Source organism: Segetibacter sp. (assembly GCF_025963695.1).
Taxonomy (GTDB): domain Bacteria; phylum Bacteroidota; class Bacteroidia; order Chitinophagales; family Chitinophagaceae; genus Segetibacter.
In genome coordinates, this window is record NZ_JAOQAH010000091.1 from 14,445 (window position 1) to 31,243 (window position 16,799).

Sequence of the window (16,799 nt, forward strand, 5' to 3'; positions counted from 1 at the left end):
GCAACAATTCTATTTTGCTTTTTCTTGGTTTTGCAACTGCTTATACTAATCTATTGCGCTCTTTAAATGTGGCGGAAGACGGAAAAGAATATTTTGAAAATACAAGAGTTATTAGAAAAGGAGTTATTTCCCAATAAGGTATTCTCATCAAAAAGGAATCCGTCAAAAGAAAAACAATAGATGCACCAACAAGAAAATAGTCCCGTTTCCTGGTAAAAAAGCCTGTTATAAAGGATAGCTCAAGTACGGTTGCCGTTAGGTATAAGAAGTAACTAATGTAAGGGCGACTAACAAGCCAGTAAATGAATGACGTGTACCACGAGTCCGGCGAAGAAGCGAGATATTCTTTGTGCTGAAATAACAGAATGCCACTCATTTGTTCAATATTAAAAATGCCTCCCTGAACAAACTTCCAAACAGCAGCTGACGTAATAAAGAACAGGAAGAAGTAACGAAGTGCATGTAGTATAAAATAGAAATTTTTCAGTGTAATGCACATCAATAAAAATGGAAAAAGTAACCAGGCAATAAAGCCTTCAACACTACTGGTAGGGTACAAGGTGTAGCATTGAATGTAGATGAAGTTTACAACCAGCATTACAACTGCAGCAGCACTCACCAACCGTGTGCTTGTTTTATAAGCAAACAAATACAACAACGGCATCGAGTAGAAAAAGACATCACAAACAATCCAGCCATAAGGGTTATTTAACAACCATTGATGAAGACCGGTTTTCATAATCATCCACGTAAACAAGTCAAATCGATTATTAAATAAAAACGGCTTTACTTGAAAAAGAAAGAGCCCATTTAAAAGTTTCGACAACATCAACAGGTAAAATATAATGCAATAAGCATAAATAATCTGTTTCCTATGTCGTTCGGTTAGCGGCATATTTGTGAAAGCGGAATTGCAGTAGGAGAGGTTTGTAATTTATTTGAATGATATTGATAGTTACGATAGCTAACAGCGAAGGCCTCTATTTTTTGGTTTGTCACATCCTGCAGGTAATCCTTATACCAGTTTTCAAATTGTTGATAATTGCAGGTAAGAAGAAAATTTGCATCGTTTGCAGGAATGCGCATTTTGTAAAGCAACCTTTTTATGTCCGATTTATATAATTGGTTGCTAGTCTTTATACCCGCGTAAAATTGTAATGGCAATAGGATCTTATCCCATTTCTGCGGTGAAAAGTCTTTACCCCGCAGCCTTTTGCCATTTAGCTCAACTTCAAATATCTGGTAGGCATTTTTTACCTTAATTACTTCACTAAACATTCCGTAATTATAAAAAGGAGTGATAACGATGCCCCAGATTAGTATGACAAATAGCTGCGCGCATATGAAAATAATGACGAGGGCTGTTAGTAATGGGCTATGTTTTTGTAATTGCCTTAAGTACATAAAAAAATGCGAAGAAGTTACTCTTCGCATAGTTACAAAAATTATATTCACCACTTGCAAAAAATTAGCAGACAGATGTGCCACACCTTTACGGTATGGCATATCTGTCTCAACTTGCTTGGCCCCTAAAAATAATTCAGATTTGTTTCGGGAGTAAGCGTTAGTAAAGTCTGATACATTAGTTTAATCGTATTTTCTATATCGCTTCTGTGCAGCATCTCAACTGTAGTATGCATGTAGCGCAATGGAATAGAAATTAGCACAGACGGACAGCCATCATTTGCATAAGCAAAGCTATCAGTGTCTGTACCTGTACTGCGGCTGACTGCTCTTAACTGCACAGGTATTTCAGATTTTTGTGCAACGTCCTGTACAAGCGTTAAAAGCTTATTATGCACTGCGGGCCCATAAGCTAGTGAGGGCCCTTTTCCACAAGCACAATCTCCCTCTATCATTTTATTTATCATGGGAGTAGTGGTGTCGTGGGTTACGTCTGTAATAATAGCGATGTTTGGTTTTATACGACGCGCAATCATTTCCGCACCACGAAGACCAACTTCTTCCTGCACAGCATTTACCACATATAACGAGTAGGGAAGCTGTACATTATTTTCTTTCAGTAAACGCGCAACCTCGGCAATCATAAAACCACCAACGCGGTTGTCCATAGCACGGCAAATGTAGTGGTCATAAGAAAGTTCTTCAAACCCCTCATCGTATGTAACTACTGCACCTATATGAATTCCAAGATCCTCCACCTCTTTCTTGTTTCTCGCACCACAATCCAGCCACAGGCTTTCAACTTTGGGTTGTGGTTCTTTTTGTTCAGGATTAGAAAGGCGTGTATGAATAGCCGGCCATCCAAAAACGGCTTTTACATTTCCATTCTTGCCATGTATAATAACACGTTTGCTTAAAGCAATCTGGTGATCAACGCCGCCATTTCTCTTTAAATATATCAAACCTGCATCTGTGATATAATTAACGAACCAGCTTATTTCATCAGCGTGTGCTTCAATAACAACTTTAAATGGCTGGTTTGGATTTATTATACCTACCGCTGTTCCGTAAGGGTCTACAAATTTTTCATCAATGTAGGGTTGCAGGTAATCGAGCCAGATTCTTTGCCCGGCTGATTCAAAACCAACTGGCGATGGATTATTTAAATAATTCCGCAAAAATGAATGAGATGCCTCGTTTAATATCGTTTCCTCGTTCTTCTTTTCTTTTTTTGATTTCGGCATTGTTACTTTTTTATTAATAAAACACTTGTTATTCCGCAGAAAGCTTTTAAAAATACCAAGCCATCAACCGCCGCAAGATAATATAAAACGCTCCTTCCCTCCCGGTATCGCAAGATAATGATCACCAGCAGAACGTAAGGAATCAGTTGAATGGAGGTTTGCAGATGTGAGAAGTTTTGCTGGCGTTGAAAAATAAAAAACGCTACCAGGTTTATCAGGGTTAAGGGCAAAACAATAAAGCGAATAGTGTTTTTTACGCCAAAAATTACAGGATAAGTTTTAAGTTGATAATAAGAATCGGTTCTATAATCCTTAATATCGAAGATGATTGCGTTGATGGAAAAAAATAGAAAATTTTGGATATACAATACCAGGAGCGGAACAAAAGGAGCATCAAAAGACTCATTCTTTTGTACCTGCCAGATTATAATTGGATAAATGGTGACCCAACCAGCCCAGGTTAAGCCAACAATGAAAGGTTTTATCCATCCAATTTGCCTTATTTTAATAAGCTTTAAAGCTTTAGGAGTAAATGTATACCACGCAGCAGCTATCGGAAAAGCAGAAATAAGTAAAAGCTGAACCAGTGATAATGAAAGTATACGATGAAGGTTAACAGCTAAAAGAAAAATGAGGGACGGTACGGTTAAAACGATAGCAACTCTAAGCGCAGTTTTTATTTGAGACAAATACTTTGAATACCACCCCGCACGCTCATTAAAATTTTTTACTCTTACGCTTCTTGCATAAATCATCGTATAATAAACAATGGTGCATAAGAAGATTAAAAAATAAAAAGGGAAAACATTTAAAGAGATGCCGCTAAGCAGGTTAGTTTCAATACAAAGCGCTACGGCACAAATGCCAAGGTATATGTTTCCGTAAAAGAAAGCGTTTATAAATTTGCTAAACAACTCCTGTTATTTAGAGATCACCACCTGTTCACTTACTACCGTGTCGCTTTTATTTTTTTCTTTATCCTGTATCCAAAATACAAATGTTGCTGTATCATTTCTGCTTACGCAGCTTGAGTGAGTTAGGGGAGGGCAACCAAGATTTAAACCATATGAATAACAGACCTGTATTTCGCCCTGCAAATTTTTAGTAGCTGTAAAATCAGGCATTTTATATTTAGCAGTAAAACCTCCGGTAGCACATCCTTTTACAATTTCCCGAACCCACAAACTATCCTGAAGGTCTCCTTCCGCGTCGCTAACGCCAAGAGTAAAGGTTAAAGTCTCGTTGTTATTTAAAAACTTAGTATTTACCTTTTTATATGTCAACGTTGGTTTAGTAGCATATTTATCTTTTCCGCACCCTGCCAAAATACCTAAGGCAAAAATTGTAACCAATATCTTTGTGCTCATGATTTTCTTTTACATTCCAAATTTAGTCAAAACCCTTCATGCATAAGCAGTAGTGAAAGACATTGTTAACAATATTTTGTCAGTGTCGCAAGACACTTTTGGCGCACATGCACTCGATATTTTCCAATTTCAATATCAGCAAAACATCGTTTATAAAAACTGGGTTGATGCTCTCCGGATTGATATTAAAAAGGTTACCGAATTTGCTCATATTCCTTTTTTGCCGGTTTCTTTTTTCAAAACGCATAAAGTGGTTACCGGACCTATTGAACCTGAGCTTGTCTTTGAAAGCAGCGGTACTACCCGTACAGCTAACAGCAGGCACTTTGTAAAAGAACCAAAGTTATATACAGAAAGTTTTACAGAAGGTTTCCGAAAGTTTTATGGCGACCCCAAAGACTGGTGCATTATTGGTTTGCTTCCCTCTTTTCTTGAAAGAAAAGGATCGTCTTTAATTATGATGGTCGAAGAGCTGATAAGGATTTCTGGTCATAACAAAAGCGGCTTTTATTTATACGAGTTTGAAAAGTTGGCCAGCGTGTTACAGGATCTGGAGGACCGCAAGCAAAAGACATTGTTGATAGGCGTCACTTTTGCCCTGCTTGACTTTGCCGATCAGTTTCCGATAAAGCTAAAATATACGACGGTAATGGAAACGGGTGGTATGAAGGGAAGGCGAAAGGAAATGGTGAGGGAAGAGGTGCATGCTATTTTGCAGCAACGGTTAGGCGTACCAACTGTACATTCTGAATATGGAATGACAGAGTTATTGTCGCAGGGATATTCTTTTGGCGAAGGAATTTTTAACACGGTTCCGTGGATGAAAGTTTTGGTAAGAGACGAAGACGACCCCCTATTAATAACTGGTAAGGGACGAGGATTAATTAATGTGATAGATCTTGCTAACATTTACAGTTGCAGTTTCATAGCTACAGATGACGTTGGAAGAATATTTGAAGATGGCAGTTTTGAAGTAGTTGGAAGAAGAGATAACAGCGATATAAGAGGGTGTAGTTTGATGGTTATGTAAGGCGTCAATTTTTTTGTTTCGGTCATTTTATCTCCGGTTAAACATCGTTGCGTCGCAATACGTTCATCCAACTGTTTTTTAATTTAGCAAAAGCGAGTAATGTTTCTTTTACATCTTTTGCATTAGCCCATATCGCTTGCTGAAACTCATACTGCCGACTTGCCATACTCTTTTTTTAAATGGAAGGTGCTTTAGCAATAATGGAAGGATGAATAGAATTCTTAAAAGTACAAGAGTGCGACGCCCCTAATGATGATAGGATAACTGAGGACGGATCACAAAAAAGTTTCCTGAGAACTCTTGTTTGCGCTAATTTTAAAATACATGAATTATTTCTATTATGTCTTCAATTAATCCCACGGCAATTTTACAAAGGGTGTTCGGCTACGATTCCTTTAGACACAATCAACAGGAAATAGTTGAGCATGTGCTTGCAGGAAATGACGCGATGGTGCTGATGCCAACGGGTGGCGGTAAAAGTTTGTGCTACCAGGTGCCCGCCTTGTGTTTGCCGGGAGCAACCATTGTTGTAAGCCCGTTAATTGCGTTGATGAAAGACCAGGTAGATGCATTGGTTGTAAACGGTATTAGCGCAGCTTTTTTAAACAGTACCCAAAGCAATGCCGAACAAAATGCAATCTTTAAAAAGCTACAATCCAACCAGCTTAAATTGTTGTACCTGGCGCCCGAAAGGTTAATGGGAAAGGAGACACAGTTTATGCAATTTTTACAACAAATAAATGTTTCCCTTTTTGCGGTTGATGAAGCGCATTGCATATCGCAATGGGGCCACGACTTCAGGCCGGAATATTTGGTGCTGGGCCAGCTTAAGCAAAAGTTTCCTTCTACTCCAATCATTGCACTTACGGCTACTGCCGATGCGCTTACTCAAAAAGATATCATTGATAAGCTGCAGTTTGATGATGTAAGGGTTTTTGAAAACAGTTTTAACCGCCCCAACATTTGGTATTATGTAAAACCAAAAAAGAATTATTATGAAGCGCTGATCAGTTACCTGAAACAGCATAAACAAGACAGCGGAATTATTTATTGTTTAAGCAGGACTTCGACCGAAAAGCTTGCGGAAGATTTGCAAGCGGATGGCTTTAACGCGCAGGCTTATCATGCAGGTTTAGACAAAGGAGTAAGAGATGAAAGACAGGACAAGTTTCTGAAAGATGATATAAACATTATCGTTGCAACGATTGCTTTTGGTATGGGTATTAATAAAAGTAATGTGCGTTTTGTAGTTCATGTAGATCTGCCAAAGAATATAGAAGGCTATTACCAGGAAACCGGCCGGGCAGGAAGAGATGGATTACATAGCGAGGCTGTATTATTTTATGGTGCGGGCGACGTATTGAAACTAAAACGTTTTGCCGAAGTGGAAGGAAATGAGGCCCAGACAAAGATTATGCTTCAAAAGCTTGATAAGATGAGCAAGTTCTGCGAGATAAAAACATGTAGACGAAAGTACCTGCTTAATTATTTTGGTGATGAGGCGGCCGACTATTGTGGTAGTTGCGATGTATGTTTAAATAAACCAGTTTTAAAGGATACTACCATTATTGCCCAAAAAATTTTAAGTGCTGTTGTACGATTGAAAGAAAGTTTTGGTATGAGATACGTTGTAGATGTTTTAAGAGGAAGTAACAACGAAAAGATGCGTGCCGATCATAAAGCACTTAGTGTTTACGGAATTGGTAAAGATGTTTCAAAGGAGGAGTGGTTGCATTATACAAAGGAGCTGCTCGACTATGAGTATCTCGTGCAATCAGACGGGCAATATCCTGTATTACACTTAACTGAAAAAGGCAGAGCAGTGTTGTTTCAAAAAGAAAAGGTGTATTTGTCAGCTCCTGTGAATATAGAAATTGCACACGAACCCGAGATTCACCAACAGCATTCTTACGAAAAAGAGTTATTCGAAAACCTGAAACTGTTGCGCAACAAAATAGCGCGGGAGGAAAACGTGCCTTCTTACATTATTTTTAGCGACAGCACTTTACTTGATCTTGCAACTTATCTTCCAATTACTTCAAGTGAATTATTGAAAATCTCGGGGTTCGGCGCTTTTAAGGCAGAGAAATATGGACAAGCATTTTTAGAGATGGTACAAGACTTTTGTATGGCTTATAAGTTGCAAACCCGTACCCACTTAAGACAGCCAAAGCGCGAGAGAAAGCAAACAGCTCCTGGTACGGAACGTGCGTCTGATACCAAACGTCTCACCTTTGAGATGTATAAAAAAGGTAAAACGATTGCGGAGATTGCAGAAGAAAGAAACCTGTCTGCCATCACCATTGAAACTCATCTGAGCTTTTATATTGCCAGACACGAACTTCAAATAGATGACCTGGTGGAAGGGAGTAAACGAATGGCGATAGAGAAATCTGCAGAAATATTTGGGCGGAATAGTTTAAAGGTTTTAAAAGAAAATTTACCGGAAGAGATTGGATACGGAGATATTAGAATGGTGTTGGCCGCCATGAATGCAAATGATTAAGATAATTTTTCTTAGCGATTTTTAACATCGTGCCGGTACGAACGATTTTAAAGCAAAACAAATTACTTTAGACAAATAAACTTGCATATGCCGTCAACAAATGTTCCTACTAACACTCCTGTAATAAACGAGTTTGTCGATGGAGTTGAAAAAGATGTAAACGATTGCACACCAAAAACATTTTGGTCGGCACTCACAGAAGATTGGTGGGCGGTAATAATAGGAGGAATTATTGTTGCCGGTATCCTGGGATTTGCGATAGCATCACCTGGTTTTAAATTTACGACTCCGGTTTATCAATGGGCTGATACGAACGATCTGGTAACCAAAGTTTTTGCCATCAACAACCTTCTGTTGATAGCGGCGATTGGTTTGGTCTTTATGGCGATCTCCTCAATAGCAATTTCATTGTCGGGAGGTAATGCAGGAAAATTTGTTAAGGGCTTCGCTTTAATATTTGTGCTTGGTATTGTTTCGCTCATACTCGCTGGCAATAAAACAGTGAACTATTATGGTATAGAATATGTTGTTTTTGCGTTGTTTTCAGGGTTGTTAATTGGCAATTTAACCGCCCTTCCCGCATGGTTAAAAGAAGCAGCCCGTTCTGAGTTTTTTATTAAAACAGGATTGGTGATATTAGGAACGAGCATTTTATTTACCGATATCGTACAAGCCGGAATACCGGGAATTTTGCAGGCGGTTGTAGTGGTGTCGACAGTATGGTTCTTTTCGATGTGGTTATCAAGGTTGCTGAAAGTAGATGATGAGTTTGGGGTGATATTAGCTTCTGCTGTTTCCATTTGCGGCGTGTCAGCGGCGATAGTTGCAGCAGGTGCAATCAATGGAGATAAAAAGAAACTTTCGTACGTTACTTCATTGGTGTTGCTGGTTGCTATTCCTATGCTCATTTTTATGCCTTATGTTATTCGTGCGTTGGGTTTGTCAGATATTGTAGCAGGTGCGTGGCTTGGAGGAACGTTAGATACTACGGCATCGGTTACCGCTGCGGCACAGCTGGTTGGCCCGTTAGCAATTAAAGCGGGCGTAATTGTAAAATTTTCTCAGAATGTCTTAATTGGTGTAGCCGCTATTTTTATTGCCGCCTGGTGGACACTAAAGAAAGACCCGTCAGCAAAAATTTCTACAGAAGGCAAAGGGGTGTCGATTGTATGGGAGCGGTTTCCAAAGTTTGTGCTAGGCTTTTTGGCTGCTTCGTTACTGTTCTCATTTCTTGTTCCTACCGGTACTACTAAACAAGTTGCTGGTATGCTTAATAGTCTGCGTACTGTATGGTTTGCACTTGCTTTTGTAGCGATTGGTTTAGAAGCAAGATTCGCTGACCTGGTTAAAATTCAAGGTGGGCGGCCTGCACTTACTTTTATCCTGGCGCAACTCTTTAATATTGCCTGGACATTGTTGTGGGCGTATTTGTTATTTGGAGGAGTATTGTTTCCTGCGCCTGATATTAAGTAGCCAGGGAATAATACTTCTGTCATCTTGTAGCTAAATGGTGGCGAATACGGTGTTATTGGGCAAGCTGCAAATTGCAGAACCAAAATTTTTCATGCAAGGTTTTTCCCTCAACGGTTACACTTAAAGGTTTGTTGAAGAGTGTACAATTTAGAACAAGGGTGTGATATTCTCCGTTTTCTCCGCATGCATCTACTCCTAATGCTTCCAGTTCATCAACTAAGGTTGGGGTAATTATTTGGCCTAAAAACCTTTCTCCCATTACTTCATTACAACTTACAATCATGGTTTCAATTCCGCTGGCAAGCATTTCATCTACCAGTTTTCGGCGGTCTTGTTTCCATAATGGCAAGACTGCCTGTAAGCCTGCTTTCGCACACACCATTTCTTCCCAGTCCCGATGTGCTTGTAAGTCTATGTCTCCAAAGACTGCGTACTGCAATGCAAACTGTGCTTTGATTAATTTCAATGCGTTTACAAACTTTGTTTCATAGTCTTGCCAGCTACTTGGAAACAGATACATGGGCAAATTTGCTCTATCTGCCTGGGCTTTTAAGATTTCAGAAGGAATTCCGTGGCTTCGGGATATTTTGCCATGTTCATTTAAAACGTTCAACAGTGCTTTTGGTTGATATCCTTGTTTAATTGCCTGCATTAGCGCAAAACAACTGTCTTTGCCACCGCTCCAGCTACAGGTAGTATTCATGGTTAGTTTGAATATTTATTGGGAGTTTTACCTCGTTGAATAGAATAAATAAAAGTACAAGAGCGCGATGCACGAAAACCCTAAATGGGCTTGAAACCAGACAAAAATGAACTGCCGATTTTTTGGTTGCAGTACAAGGGAGTGACACAACGATGTTTAATAGAAATCCGGCCGCCTGTAACAAAAAAATATTCATGTTTATTAGCAACAATGATTTCTACAGGGTTGGGAAGCGGGTAACAAAAATATTATCATTTGTACTATTGACCATTGCCGGATCACCTTTATCTGTTTGCGAGTTCTCGCTCATACCCTTCATCGACTAAGAGGTTTCTGCCATCTGCAGCAGTTGTTGCAAGAACATCGCAGCGATTGTTTAATGGATTGTCTGCGTGGCCTTTTACCCACTGAAAGGTAATCTGGTAGTCTTTAGCGATGTTGTAAAAACGGGTCCACAAGTCTTTGTTTTTTTTGCCGCCGGCAAAGTTTGTCTTTATCCATTTATCGAGCCATTTAAGCTGCACTGATTTTACGATGTATTGACTATCTGTGTAAATGGTTAAAGGAATATTTTTTTTCGTGAGGCTTTCAAGTGCAGAGATGACACCTAGTAACTCCATGCGGTTGTTGGTCGTTTTGCGATAACCGGCCGAAAGTTCTTTACGTTTATCACCCCACAGCAAAATTGCGCCATAACCGCCCGGACCCGGATTGCCACGACTTGACCCATCAGTGTATATTATTAGTTGGTGTTCGTTTGTTGACATAGTTACAAGTAGAATTCTCCTTTTAGATATAAAACGGCGCTCCCCGCCATGGTTACCCGTTCGCCCCTGTCTTCACAAAATAATTCGCCTTCACGCGCCGACAATTGTTTTGCTGTCAGCACAGTTTTATTTAATTCTTTTGCCCAGTAGGGAATAAGATTGCAATGTGCTGAACCAGTTACCGGGTCTTCGCCGATTACAGAATTTGGAACAAAAAAGCGTGAAACAAAGTCCACTTCTTCGGAAGCTGCCGTCACGATTACTCCAATGGTATCTAGCTGGTTTAAAAAACTAAAGTCAGGAACAATTTGCTTTATTAATGCTTCATCTTCATACACTAAAAAATAGTCTCTTGACTTTAATACTTTAAGAGGCGGAAAGTTGACGCCTTTTAATAAAGCTTCGGGCACTGCACATGCCTGCGGCATTCTGCTCGGAAAGTTTAGTTCAATCAATTCACCTTTTTTTCTTACTTCAAGCATTCCACTTTTGGTTCGAAACTTTATAACCTCTTTTGCGAAATGTAGATAATTAAAGAGCACAAAAGCGGTTGCAAGAGTAGCATGACCGCAAAGGTCTATTTCGTATTCAGGAGTAAACCAACGTAGATGAAAGCCTTCATTTTCTCTTACGAAAAAAGCTGTTTCGCTGAGATTGTTTTCTGCTGCAAGCTTTTGCATTACTTCATCTGGTAACCAGGTTTCTAATGGACAAACTGCCGCAGGATTTCCACCAAATAGTTTTGTTGTGAAAGCATCAACCTGGTAGATCGTAAAAGGGTTGGACATGGGGTAACTTTGAACGGCAAAAGAACAATAAAAATAGTTGAGACGCGAAAAAAGATGACGGTGGACAGTTGAAGGAAAAAGGGGCAGATGACAGGTAACAGATGAGTATGATAGTGTGAAAACTTCGCACTTCGTTTTAACTATACCTGCAGTAGTCCCATGTTAAACTCAGCAATATGAGGTTGATTGTTTGCTGCCGCAATTCCTTCTGAAATTAGCTTTCGGGTGTCTAATGGGTCTATAATTTCATCCACCCATAACCGCGCAGCGGCGTAGTATGCGCTGGTTTGCTTCTCGTATTGACCTTTTAATTTGCTTAATAACTCTTGTTCGGCCTCTGGTGTAACTTCCTGGCCTTTGGCTTTCAATCCTGCGACTTGTATTTGTAACATTGTTTTCGCTGCTTGTTCTCCCCCCATTACAGCAATCCTGGCTGTTGGCCATGCATAAATAAACCGGGGATCATAGGCTTTGCCACACATGGCATAATTACCTGCACCGTAACTATTGCCAATAACAATGGAAATTTTGGGTACGACCGAGTTAGCAACGGCGTTTACCATCTTAGCTCCGTCCTTAATGATACCCGAGTGCTCGCTTCTGCTGCCAACCATAAACCCGGTTACATCGTGAAGGAAAACAAGGGGAATTTTCTTCTGGTTACAATTCATAATAAACCTTGCTGCTTTGTCAGCACTGTCATTATAAATTACTCCACCCATTTGTAGTTCACCTTTTTTATTCTTTATCACCAGTCGCTGGTTGGCCACAATACCTACTGCCCAGCCATCAATTCTTGCGTAGCCACAAACTATTGTTTTGCCATAATGCTCCTTAAATTGTTCAAATTCGCTGCGGTCAACAATTCGCTCAATTATTTCAACCATGTTGTATGGCTTCACATTTCCTTGTGGAAACATGCCATACATTTCTTTTGGATCTTTTTTAGGCAGAGTTGGTTCTGTTCTGTTAAATCCAGCTGTTTTTGGAGCAGCCAGCTTGCTGATAATCTTTTTTATATGGTCGAGACATTCCTGCTCGTTAGGAAATTTATAATCAGCGATTCCGCTTATTTCGTTGTGGGTAGCAGCGCCGCCCAATATTTCTGCATCGACTTCTTCGCCGACTGCTGCTTTCACCAGGTAGGGACCTGCGAGATAGATGCTGCCATTCCCTTCAACCATTAAAGTTTCGTCGCTCATAATTGGTAGGTAAGCGCCGCCAGCAACACATGCACCCATTACCGCCGCAATTTGTGTGATGCCCATTGCACTCATTCGCGCATTGTTTCTGAAGATCCTTCCGAAGTGCTCTTTATCGGGGAAGATTTCATCCTGCATAGGAAGAAAAACACCAGCACTATCTACCAGGTAAATAACAGGAAGATTGTTTTCCATTGCAATTTCCTGCATTCTTAAATTTTTCTTACCGGTGATGGGAAACCACGCGCCTGCCTTAACCGTTTGATCGTTTGCGATGATTACACATTGTCGGCCGCTGATATATCCAAGTCCTGCTACTGTTCCCCCTGCAGGGCACCCGCCTTGATCTTCGTACATTTCAAAACCTGCAAACGATCCAATTTCGATGAATGGCTTTTCTTCGTCGGTTAGGTAAGCAATTCTTTCCCGGGCGGTTAATTTATTTTTTTCGTGTTGTTTCTCGATCGATTTTGTTCCGCCGCCTGCTTTTATTTTTTCGTACCGTTCGTTTTTAATACTTACCGACATCTTCAGTGCCTCTTCATTCTTATTAAATTCCAGGTTCATAAGTAGTGTATTGAAGACAAAGATAGGTGAGCGACTTTTTGTTAGGAGTTATACGGACAGCGCAATAACTTACTTAAGGCGTTTTTGCAAACGAAGCCTATAAGCATTCATAGCTGTTTTTCCTAATTTTGTAATTAGTCGATAGTTTACAATTGCGCCAACAGGTGCTCCGATTATCGGAACTAACTGGGCCATTTTTGCTAAGTCAATATAGTCGCGGTATTCTTGTTGAAAAGTTCGCCAGTCGAATTCGTGTATGTCTTCAGGTAATTGCTGGCTGATGTTTTCCCAATCACGAATTTTCTGGTAAATTTCTTTTCTTCTTTGATCACTGCAAAACGCCAGTTGGAAAATATGCAATAGGTATAGCCTTTCCCGGTAGTCACCGGTGTCAAATCCATAAACAGAAGCAATCTCAAAAAGTAGTTTTATCTTAATTCCCAATAACAAAGGAAAGTCGGCAAGCCCTAATAATATGCCTCCTGCGCCGGTTATTCCGCCCTCGGCTGCTGCGGTATGTTTGTAAAATTTTATTTTTTCAAGTACCACCGCTTCCCGTACTTCAAGGCTTCCTTCCGTTCGGGCATTTGCAGTGGTCCATTCTGATCCAAACAAAACTACCCTGAACATTTGTTTAATTGCTGTCGTAATTGCGCTATGAACCTTTTCCGGAATTATTTTATTAATTCTATCCTGTACCTTTTTTGAAAGGCGGTTAAAATAACCGGGGCTTCGCAACATTGCTCTATGCCAGATGGAAACTTCTCTAAAAGCTTTTACTTCGTAATCATTCATTTTTAATCTATTAAAAGGTAACGCCTACTCCAATTCTTGTAATTGTTTAAAACTAAGATCTAATAACTCAAATCGATCTGCAGCACCAGGAAGCGAATAATGCCACCATTCGGTGCTTAATGATACAAAGCCAAATTTTTCCATTGTTGTTTTCAGAACCGTCCTGTTATGTAATATTTTTTTGGGGAGGTTGTTGTAGTCGTGACGCGCTTTTATAGAAAAATCATCAAAAGCTGTAGGCATTTCAAGCTCTTCTCCTGTTGCAAGTTGGACTAAAGTCACGTCTACTGCTGCTCCGCGATTATGTCCACTTCCCTTTGCAGGGTTAGCTGTATAGCGTTCGTCGTGTACAACTTTCCACATCTTTTTTGTCACCTGGTAGGGGCGATAAGCGTCGTAAATCTTTAATCCCAAGCCGGTTTTGTTAAGTTCTTCATTAATTTTTTTTAGTGCTACGGCTGCTGTCCGACGCGCGTATGCGGCAGCATCAGCATATAGAATTTGCTTTGTGAAATTATTTTTTGAAGCATATTTTAAGTCAATAATCAGCTGAGGAATAAAAGGTTGAAGCAATATTAATGTTTTTGAAGAATCAATTGAAGTACTATTTTTATAAGTTGCAACGTTATTAATGACAGGCGGTAATGTAGCACTGCGAGAGGTCTTAAAAGCTTGCGAACAGGCGCACTGTGAAGAAGCTAAAGCAATAAAAAAGATGGGGAAAAGAAAGTTTACCCTATTTTCGTGCCGTATTCGCATACTGGTATTTTATTTTTGAAACTACTAAAACTGCACAATTTGAAAAAACTCTTATTCATGATGATGCTTATTCCGATCTTCGGAATTGCTCAGGAAGGTTCTAAGAAAGACGGAAAGCAGCTTAATGGGGTGGCAACAATTTACGCAAAAAGGTTCCAGGGATTAAGAACTGCCACTGGTGAAGTATTTAAGCACACAAATCTAACAGCAGCAAGTAACAACTTCAAAATTAACACCTGGGTTAAAGTAACAAATCTGGAAAATCTTAGATCAGTTATAGTTCGGATTAATGACAGGATGCATCCCCGGATGGCAAAAATGGGAAGGGTAGTAGACCTTACGCAAGCAGCAGCAAGATTATTGGGTGGCTTTGATGGGATGGTAAAGGTTAAGGTGGAAGAAATTGCCGCTATTTTACCCTCAGACGATTAACTTTTCAAAACTTTATTTTATTTCATTATTTATGAGATCGAAAACAGGAAACCTCAAGTATAGCTTGTTCCTGTTTTCGATCTTTGTGCATTTAAACTTATTTGCGCAATTTAAAATTCCGCTGCCCGATTTAAGTTTGGCATTTACCCGTAACCTTTCGGTAGCTTCTGCCGATCCTGGTTTTCGAAATTCTCAGTTTCTTTCATTTAAAATTCAAAGTCCTCTCTGTAACGTTCTTTTGCCGGTTGCTGATACAATTATAAAAAAAGATAGAGATGGCGATGGGATAATGGATTCGTTAGACAAATGTCCCGATAAAAAGGGGGTAATACAATATGATGGCTGTCCTATACCCGACTCAGATAATGATGGTATTGCTGATGATGTAGACAATTGTCCAACTACTGCCGGGTTGGCAAAATATAAAGGGTGTGTTGCTCCTGATAGCGATGGTGATAAAATAAATGATGAAGACGATAAGTGCCCAAGTGCTCCAGGTGTTGCAAGGTATGACGGTTGCCCGGTGGGCGATAAGGATAGCGACGGAATAATTGATGATGACGATAAGTGTATTGATGTTGCCGGGACTATAAAAAATGAAGGCTGCCCTGAAAATAAAAAGACCACGCCTCCGCGACCGTTAGATAAGAAGAAAAAGAAATAACCTTTGGCTTTTTTTGCTTCTCTTTCTTCATTTACAATTCCTTCTAATTTCCTTCAAACCGTAATTACTCAGTATTACTTTTAGGAACGGTTTTTAAACTTGTCAAAAGAACGCCGGCAATTACGAGAATAGTTCCTATAATTTGTTCGGTAAAAATCCTCTCTCCTAAAAAATAATGAGCCTGTATTATTGTTGAGACAGGGCCAATGGCGGAAATGATAGCTACGTTATTTGCGCCAATTCTTTTTATTCCATTAGACAGGAAGAATGAGGGAATTACTGTAGCAACAATAGCAAGTAATAAACCGTAATACCAGAGACCTGCTCCTGAATGCAAGGTTTGAATATTTCCTATAAGTAAGAAATGAGTAAAAATACCTGCGGTAGCAGCCAGCATAGCAAATGCTGTGAATTTTGTAGAGCCAATGTATGGTATAATTTTTCCGCTGCCGGCAATGTAGATGGAATACGTAACCGCACAAACAAACACAAGAAAGCTGCCTAAATAAAAATGAGGATTGCTAGTGTCAATATTTAGTTCTCCGTAATAAGCAATAGCAATTCCAACATAGGTGAGTAAAAGAGCTGCTTTTTGTGTACCTGACATCTTCTGCTTAAAAAAGTAGACATTGATTAAGACTGCAAAAGTTGGATATAAAAAGAGGATTAACCTTTCGAGTCCTGCAGAGATGTACTGAAGGCCGATAAAATCGAAAAGGCTTGAAAGATAATAACCAAACAACCCGAGTAGTATTACATACACCCACTGCCTTCCACTCATCCTAACGTTCCCTTTTTTATTGCTTGTGAGGAAAGCTGCAATTAGATAAAAAGGGAGAGAAAACACCATTCGTAAAGTAAGTAGGGTAAGCGCATCAATATGTATCGAATTAAAGGCAGTTTTTACAATGATGGCTTTGGTAGAAAATAAGATAGATCCGAAAAGGGTTATTACAAAACCTGCTAATGTTATCTTGTTATTTAGTTTTGGCTCATCCATAATAGTGAAGCCCTGGTAAAACTTGTTGTATTACCAGGGCTTTAAAAGTTTACATCCAAGGTAGAACGGCTGTAATTGATTTACTTATATTACACAAA

At 39.6% G+C, this 16,799-nt stretch carries 18 protein-coding genes; 5 read left to right on the forward strand and 13 right to left on the reverse strand.

Annotated elements, in window-relative coordinates:
• Positions 1 to 40: 40 nt before the first annotated feature.
• The 5 genes from JWR87_RS16265 to JWR87_RS16285 all read right to left on the reverse strand — a co-directional run bounded on the left by JWR87_RS16265 (position 41) and on the right by JWR87_RS16285 (position 4,015).
• Entirely contained in the window at positions 41 to 739 is a 699-nt protein-coding gene (locus JWR87_RS16265; protein ID WP_297822068.1) for a hypothetical protein, read from the reverse strand.
• A 146-nt stretch (positions 740 to 885) separates the two neighbouring features.
• Positions 886 to 1,434: a hypothetical protein gene (locus JWR87_RS16270; RefSeq protein WP_297822071.1), complete on the reverse strand. Its 549-nt coding sequence runs from the start codon at positions 1,432 to 1,434 to the stop codon at positions 886 to 888.
• Positions 1,435 to 1,529: 95 nt separating this feature from the next.
• Positions 1,530 to 2,648, reverse strand: a complete 1,119-nt coding sequence (locus JWR87_RS16275) for a M42 family metallopeptidase (RefSeq protein WP_297822073.1) — start codon at positions 2,646 to 2,648, stop codon at positions 1,530 to 1,532.
• 2 nt (positions 2,649 to 2,650) lie between these two features.
• Complete coding sequence (locus tag JWR87_RS16280) at positions 2,651 to 3,562, reverse strand: hypothetical protein (RefSeq protein WP_297822075.1); 912 nt, start codon at positions 3,560 to 3,562, stop codon at positions 2,651 to 2,653.
• Positions 3,563 to 3,568: 6 nt separating this feature from the next.
• Positions 3,569 to 4,015, reverse strand: coding sequence for a hypothetical protein (locus JWR87_RS16285; protein WP_297822077.1), 447 nt, complete (start codon positions 4,013 to 4,015; stop codon positions 3,569 to 3,571).
• A gap of 52 nt (positions 4,016 to 4,067) precedes the next feature.
• Here JWR87_RS16285 and JWR87_RS16290 point away from each other — a divergent pair, with 52 nt between their 5' ends.
• Positions 4,068 to 5,045: an acyl transferase gene (locus JWR87_RS16290; RefSeq protein WP_297822079.1), complete on the forward strand. Its 978-nt coding sequence runs from the start codon at positions 4,068 to 4,070 to the stop codon at positions 5,043 to 5,045.
• Between the two features lie 37 nt (positions 5,046 to 5,082).
• On the opposite strand, the gene JWR87_RS16295 is transcribed toward JWR87_RS16290, so the two are convergent.
• Positions 5,083 to 5,211, reverse strand: a complete 129-nt coding sequence (locus JWR87_RS16295) for a hypothetical protein (RefSeq protein ID WP_297822080.1) — start codon at positions 5,209 to 5,211, stop codon at positions 5,083 to 5,085.
• 174 nt (positions 5,212 to 5,385) lie between these two features.
• Between JWR87_RS16295 and recQ the strand changes: the two genes are divergently transcribed.
• Both recQ and JWR87_RS16305 read left to right on the forward strand, forming a co-directional pair.
• Positions 5,386 to 7,551 (forward strand): DNA helicase RecQ, encoded by a 2,166-nt coding sequence (recQ, locus tag JWR87_RS16300; protein ID WP_297822082.1) that lies wholly within the window; start codon positions 5,386 to 5,388, stop codon positions 7,549 to 7,551.
• Between the two features lie 87 nt (positions 7,552 to 7,638).
• A complete protein-coding gene (locus JWR87_RS16305; protein ID WP_297822084.1) occupies positions 7,639 to 9,024 on the forward strand; it encodes a putative sulfate exporter family transporter in 1,386 nt (461 codons plus the stop codon).
• A gap of 52 nt (positions 9,025 to 9,076) precedes the next feature.
• On the opposite strand, the gene JWR87_RS16310 is transcribed toward JWR87_RS16305, so the two are convergent.
• The 6 genes from JWR87_RS16310 to JWR87_RS16335 form a co-directional block, all read right to left on the reverse strand.
• Entirely contained in the window at positions 9,077 to 9,727 is a 651-nt protein-coding gene (locus JWR87_RS16310; protein WP_297822086.1) for a diphthine--ammonia ligase, read from the reverse strand.
• A 284-nt stretch (positions 9,728 to 10,011) separates the two neighbouring features.
• The gene (gene rnhA, locus JWR87_RS16315; RefSeq protein WP_297822088.1) at positions 10,012 to 10,494 is read right to left on the reverse strand and encodes a ribonuclease HI; all 483 of its coding nucleotides are present in this window, start codon (positions 10,492 to 10,494) and stop codon (positions 10,012 to 10,014) included.
• Between the two features lie 2 nt (positions 10,495 to 10,496).
• Entirely contained in the window at positions 10,497 to 11,282 is a 786-nt protein-coding gene (locus tag JWR87_RS16320) for a PhzF family phenazine biosynthesis protein (protein WP_297822090.1), read from the reverse strand.
• 140 nt (positions 11,283 to 11,422) lie between these two features.
• On the reverse strand, positions 11,423 to 13,051 hold the full coding sequence (locus tag JWR87_RS16325) for a carboxyl transferase domain-containing protein (protein WP_297822093.1): 1,629 nt from the start codon (positions 13,049 to 13,051) through the stop codon (positions 11,423 to 11,425).
• 69 nt (positions 13,052 to 13,120) lie between these two features.
• Complete coding sequence (locus tag JWR87_RS16330) at positions 13,121 to 13,846, reverse strand: EcsC family protein (protein WP_297822096.1); 726 nt, start codon at positions 13,844 to 13,846, stop codon at positions 13,121 to 13,123.
• 24 nt (positions 13,847 to 13,870) lie between these two features.
• Positions 13,871 to 14,605: a M15 family metallopeptidase gene (locus JWR87_RS16335; RefSeq protein WP_297822099.1), complete on the reverse strand. Its 735-nt coding sequence runs from the start codon at positions 14,603 to 14,605 to the stop codon at positions 13,871 to 13,873.
• Positions 14,606 to 14,644: 39 nt separating this feature from the next.
• Between JWR87_RS16335 and JWR87_RS16340 the strand changes: the two genes are divergently transcribed.
• Together JWR87_RS16340 and JWR87_RS16345 are read left to right on the forward strand one after the other, a co-directional pair.
• Positions 14,645 to 15,037, forward strand: a complete 393-nt coding sequence (locus JWR87_RS16340; protein WP_297822102.1) for a septal ring lytic transglycosylase RlpA family protein — start codon at positions 14,645 to 14,647, stop codon at positions 15,035 to 15,037.
• A gap of 31 nt (positions 15,038 to 15,068) precedes the next feature.
• Positions 15,069 to 15,701 (forward strand): thrombospondin type 3 repeat-containing protein, encoded by a 633-nt coding sequence (locus JWR87_RS16345; protein ID WP_297822104.1) that lies wholly within the window; start codon positions 15,069 to 15,071, stop codon positions 15,699 to 15,701.
• A gap of 64 nt (positions 15,702 to 15,765) precedes the next feature.
• Here JWR87_RS16345 and JWR87_RS16350 read toward each other — a convergent pair whose 3' ends face one another.
• On the reverse strand, positions 15,766 to 16,701 hold the full coding sequence (locus JWR87_RS16350; RefSeq protein WP_297822107.1) for a DMT family transporter: 936 nt from the start codon (positions 16,699 to 16,701) through the stop codon (positions 15,766 to 15,768).
• Between the last annotated feature and the right edge of the window lie 98 nt (positions 16,702 to 16,799).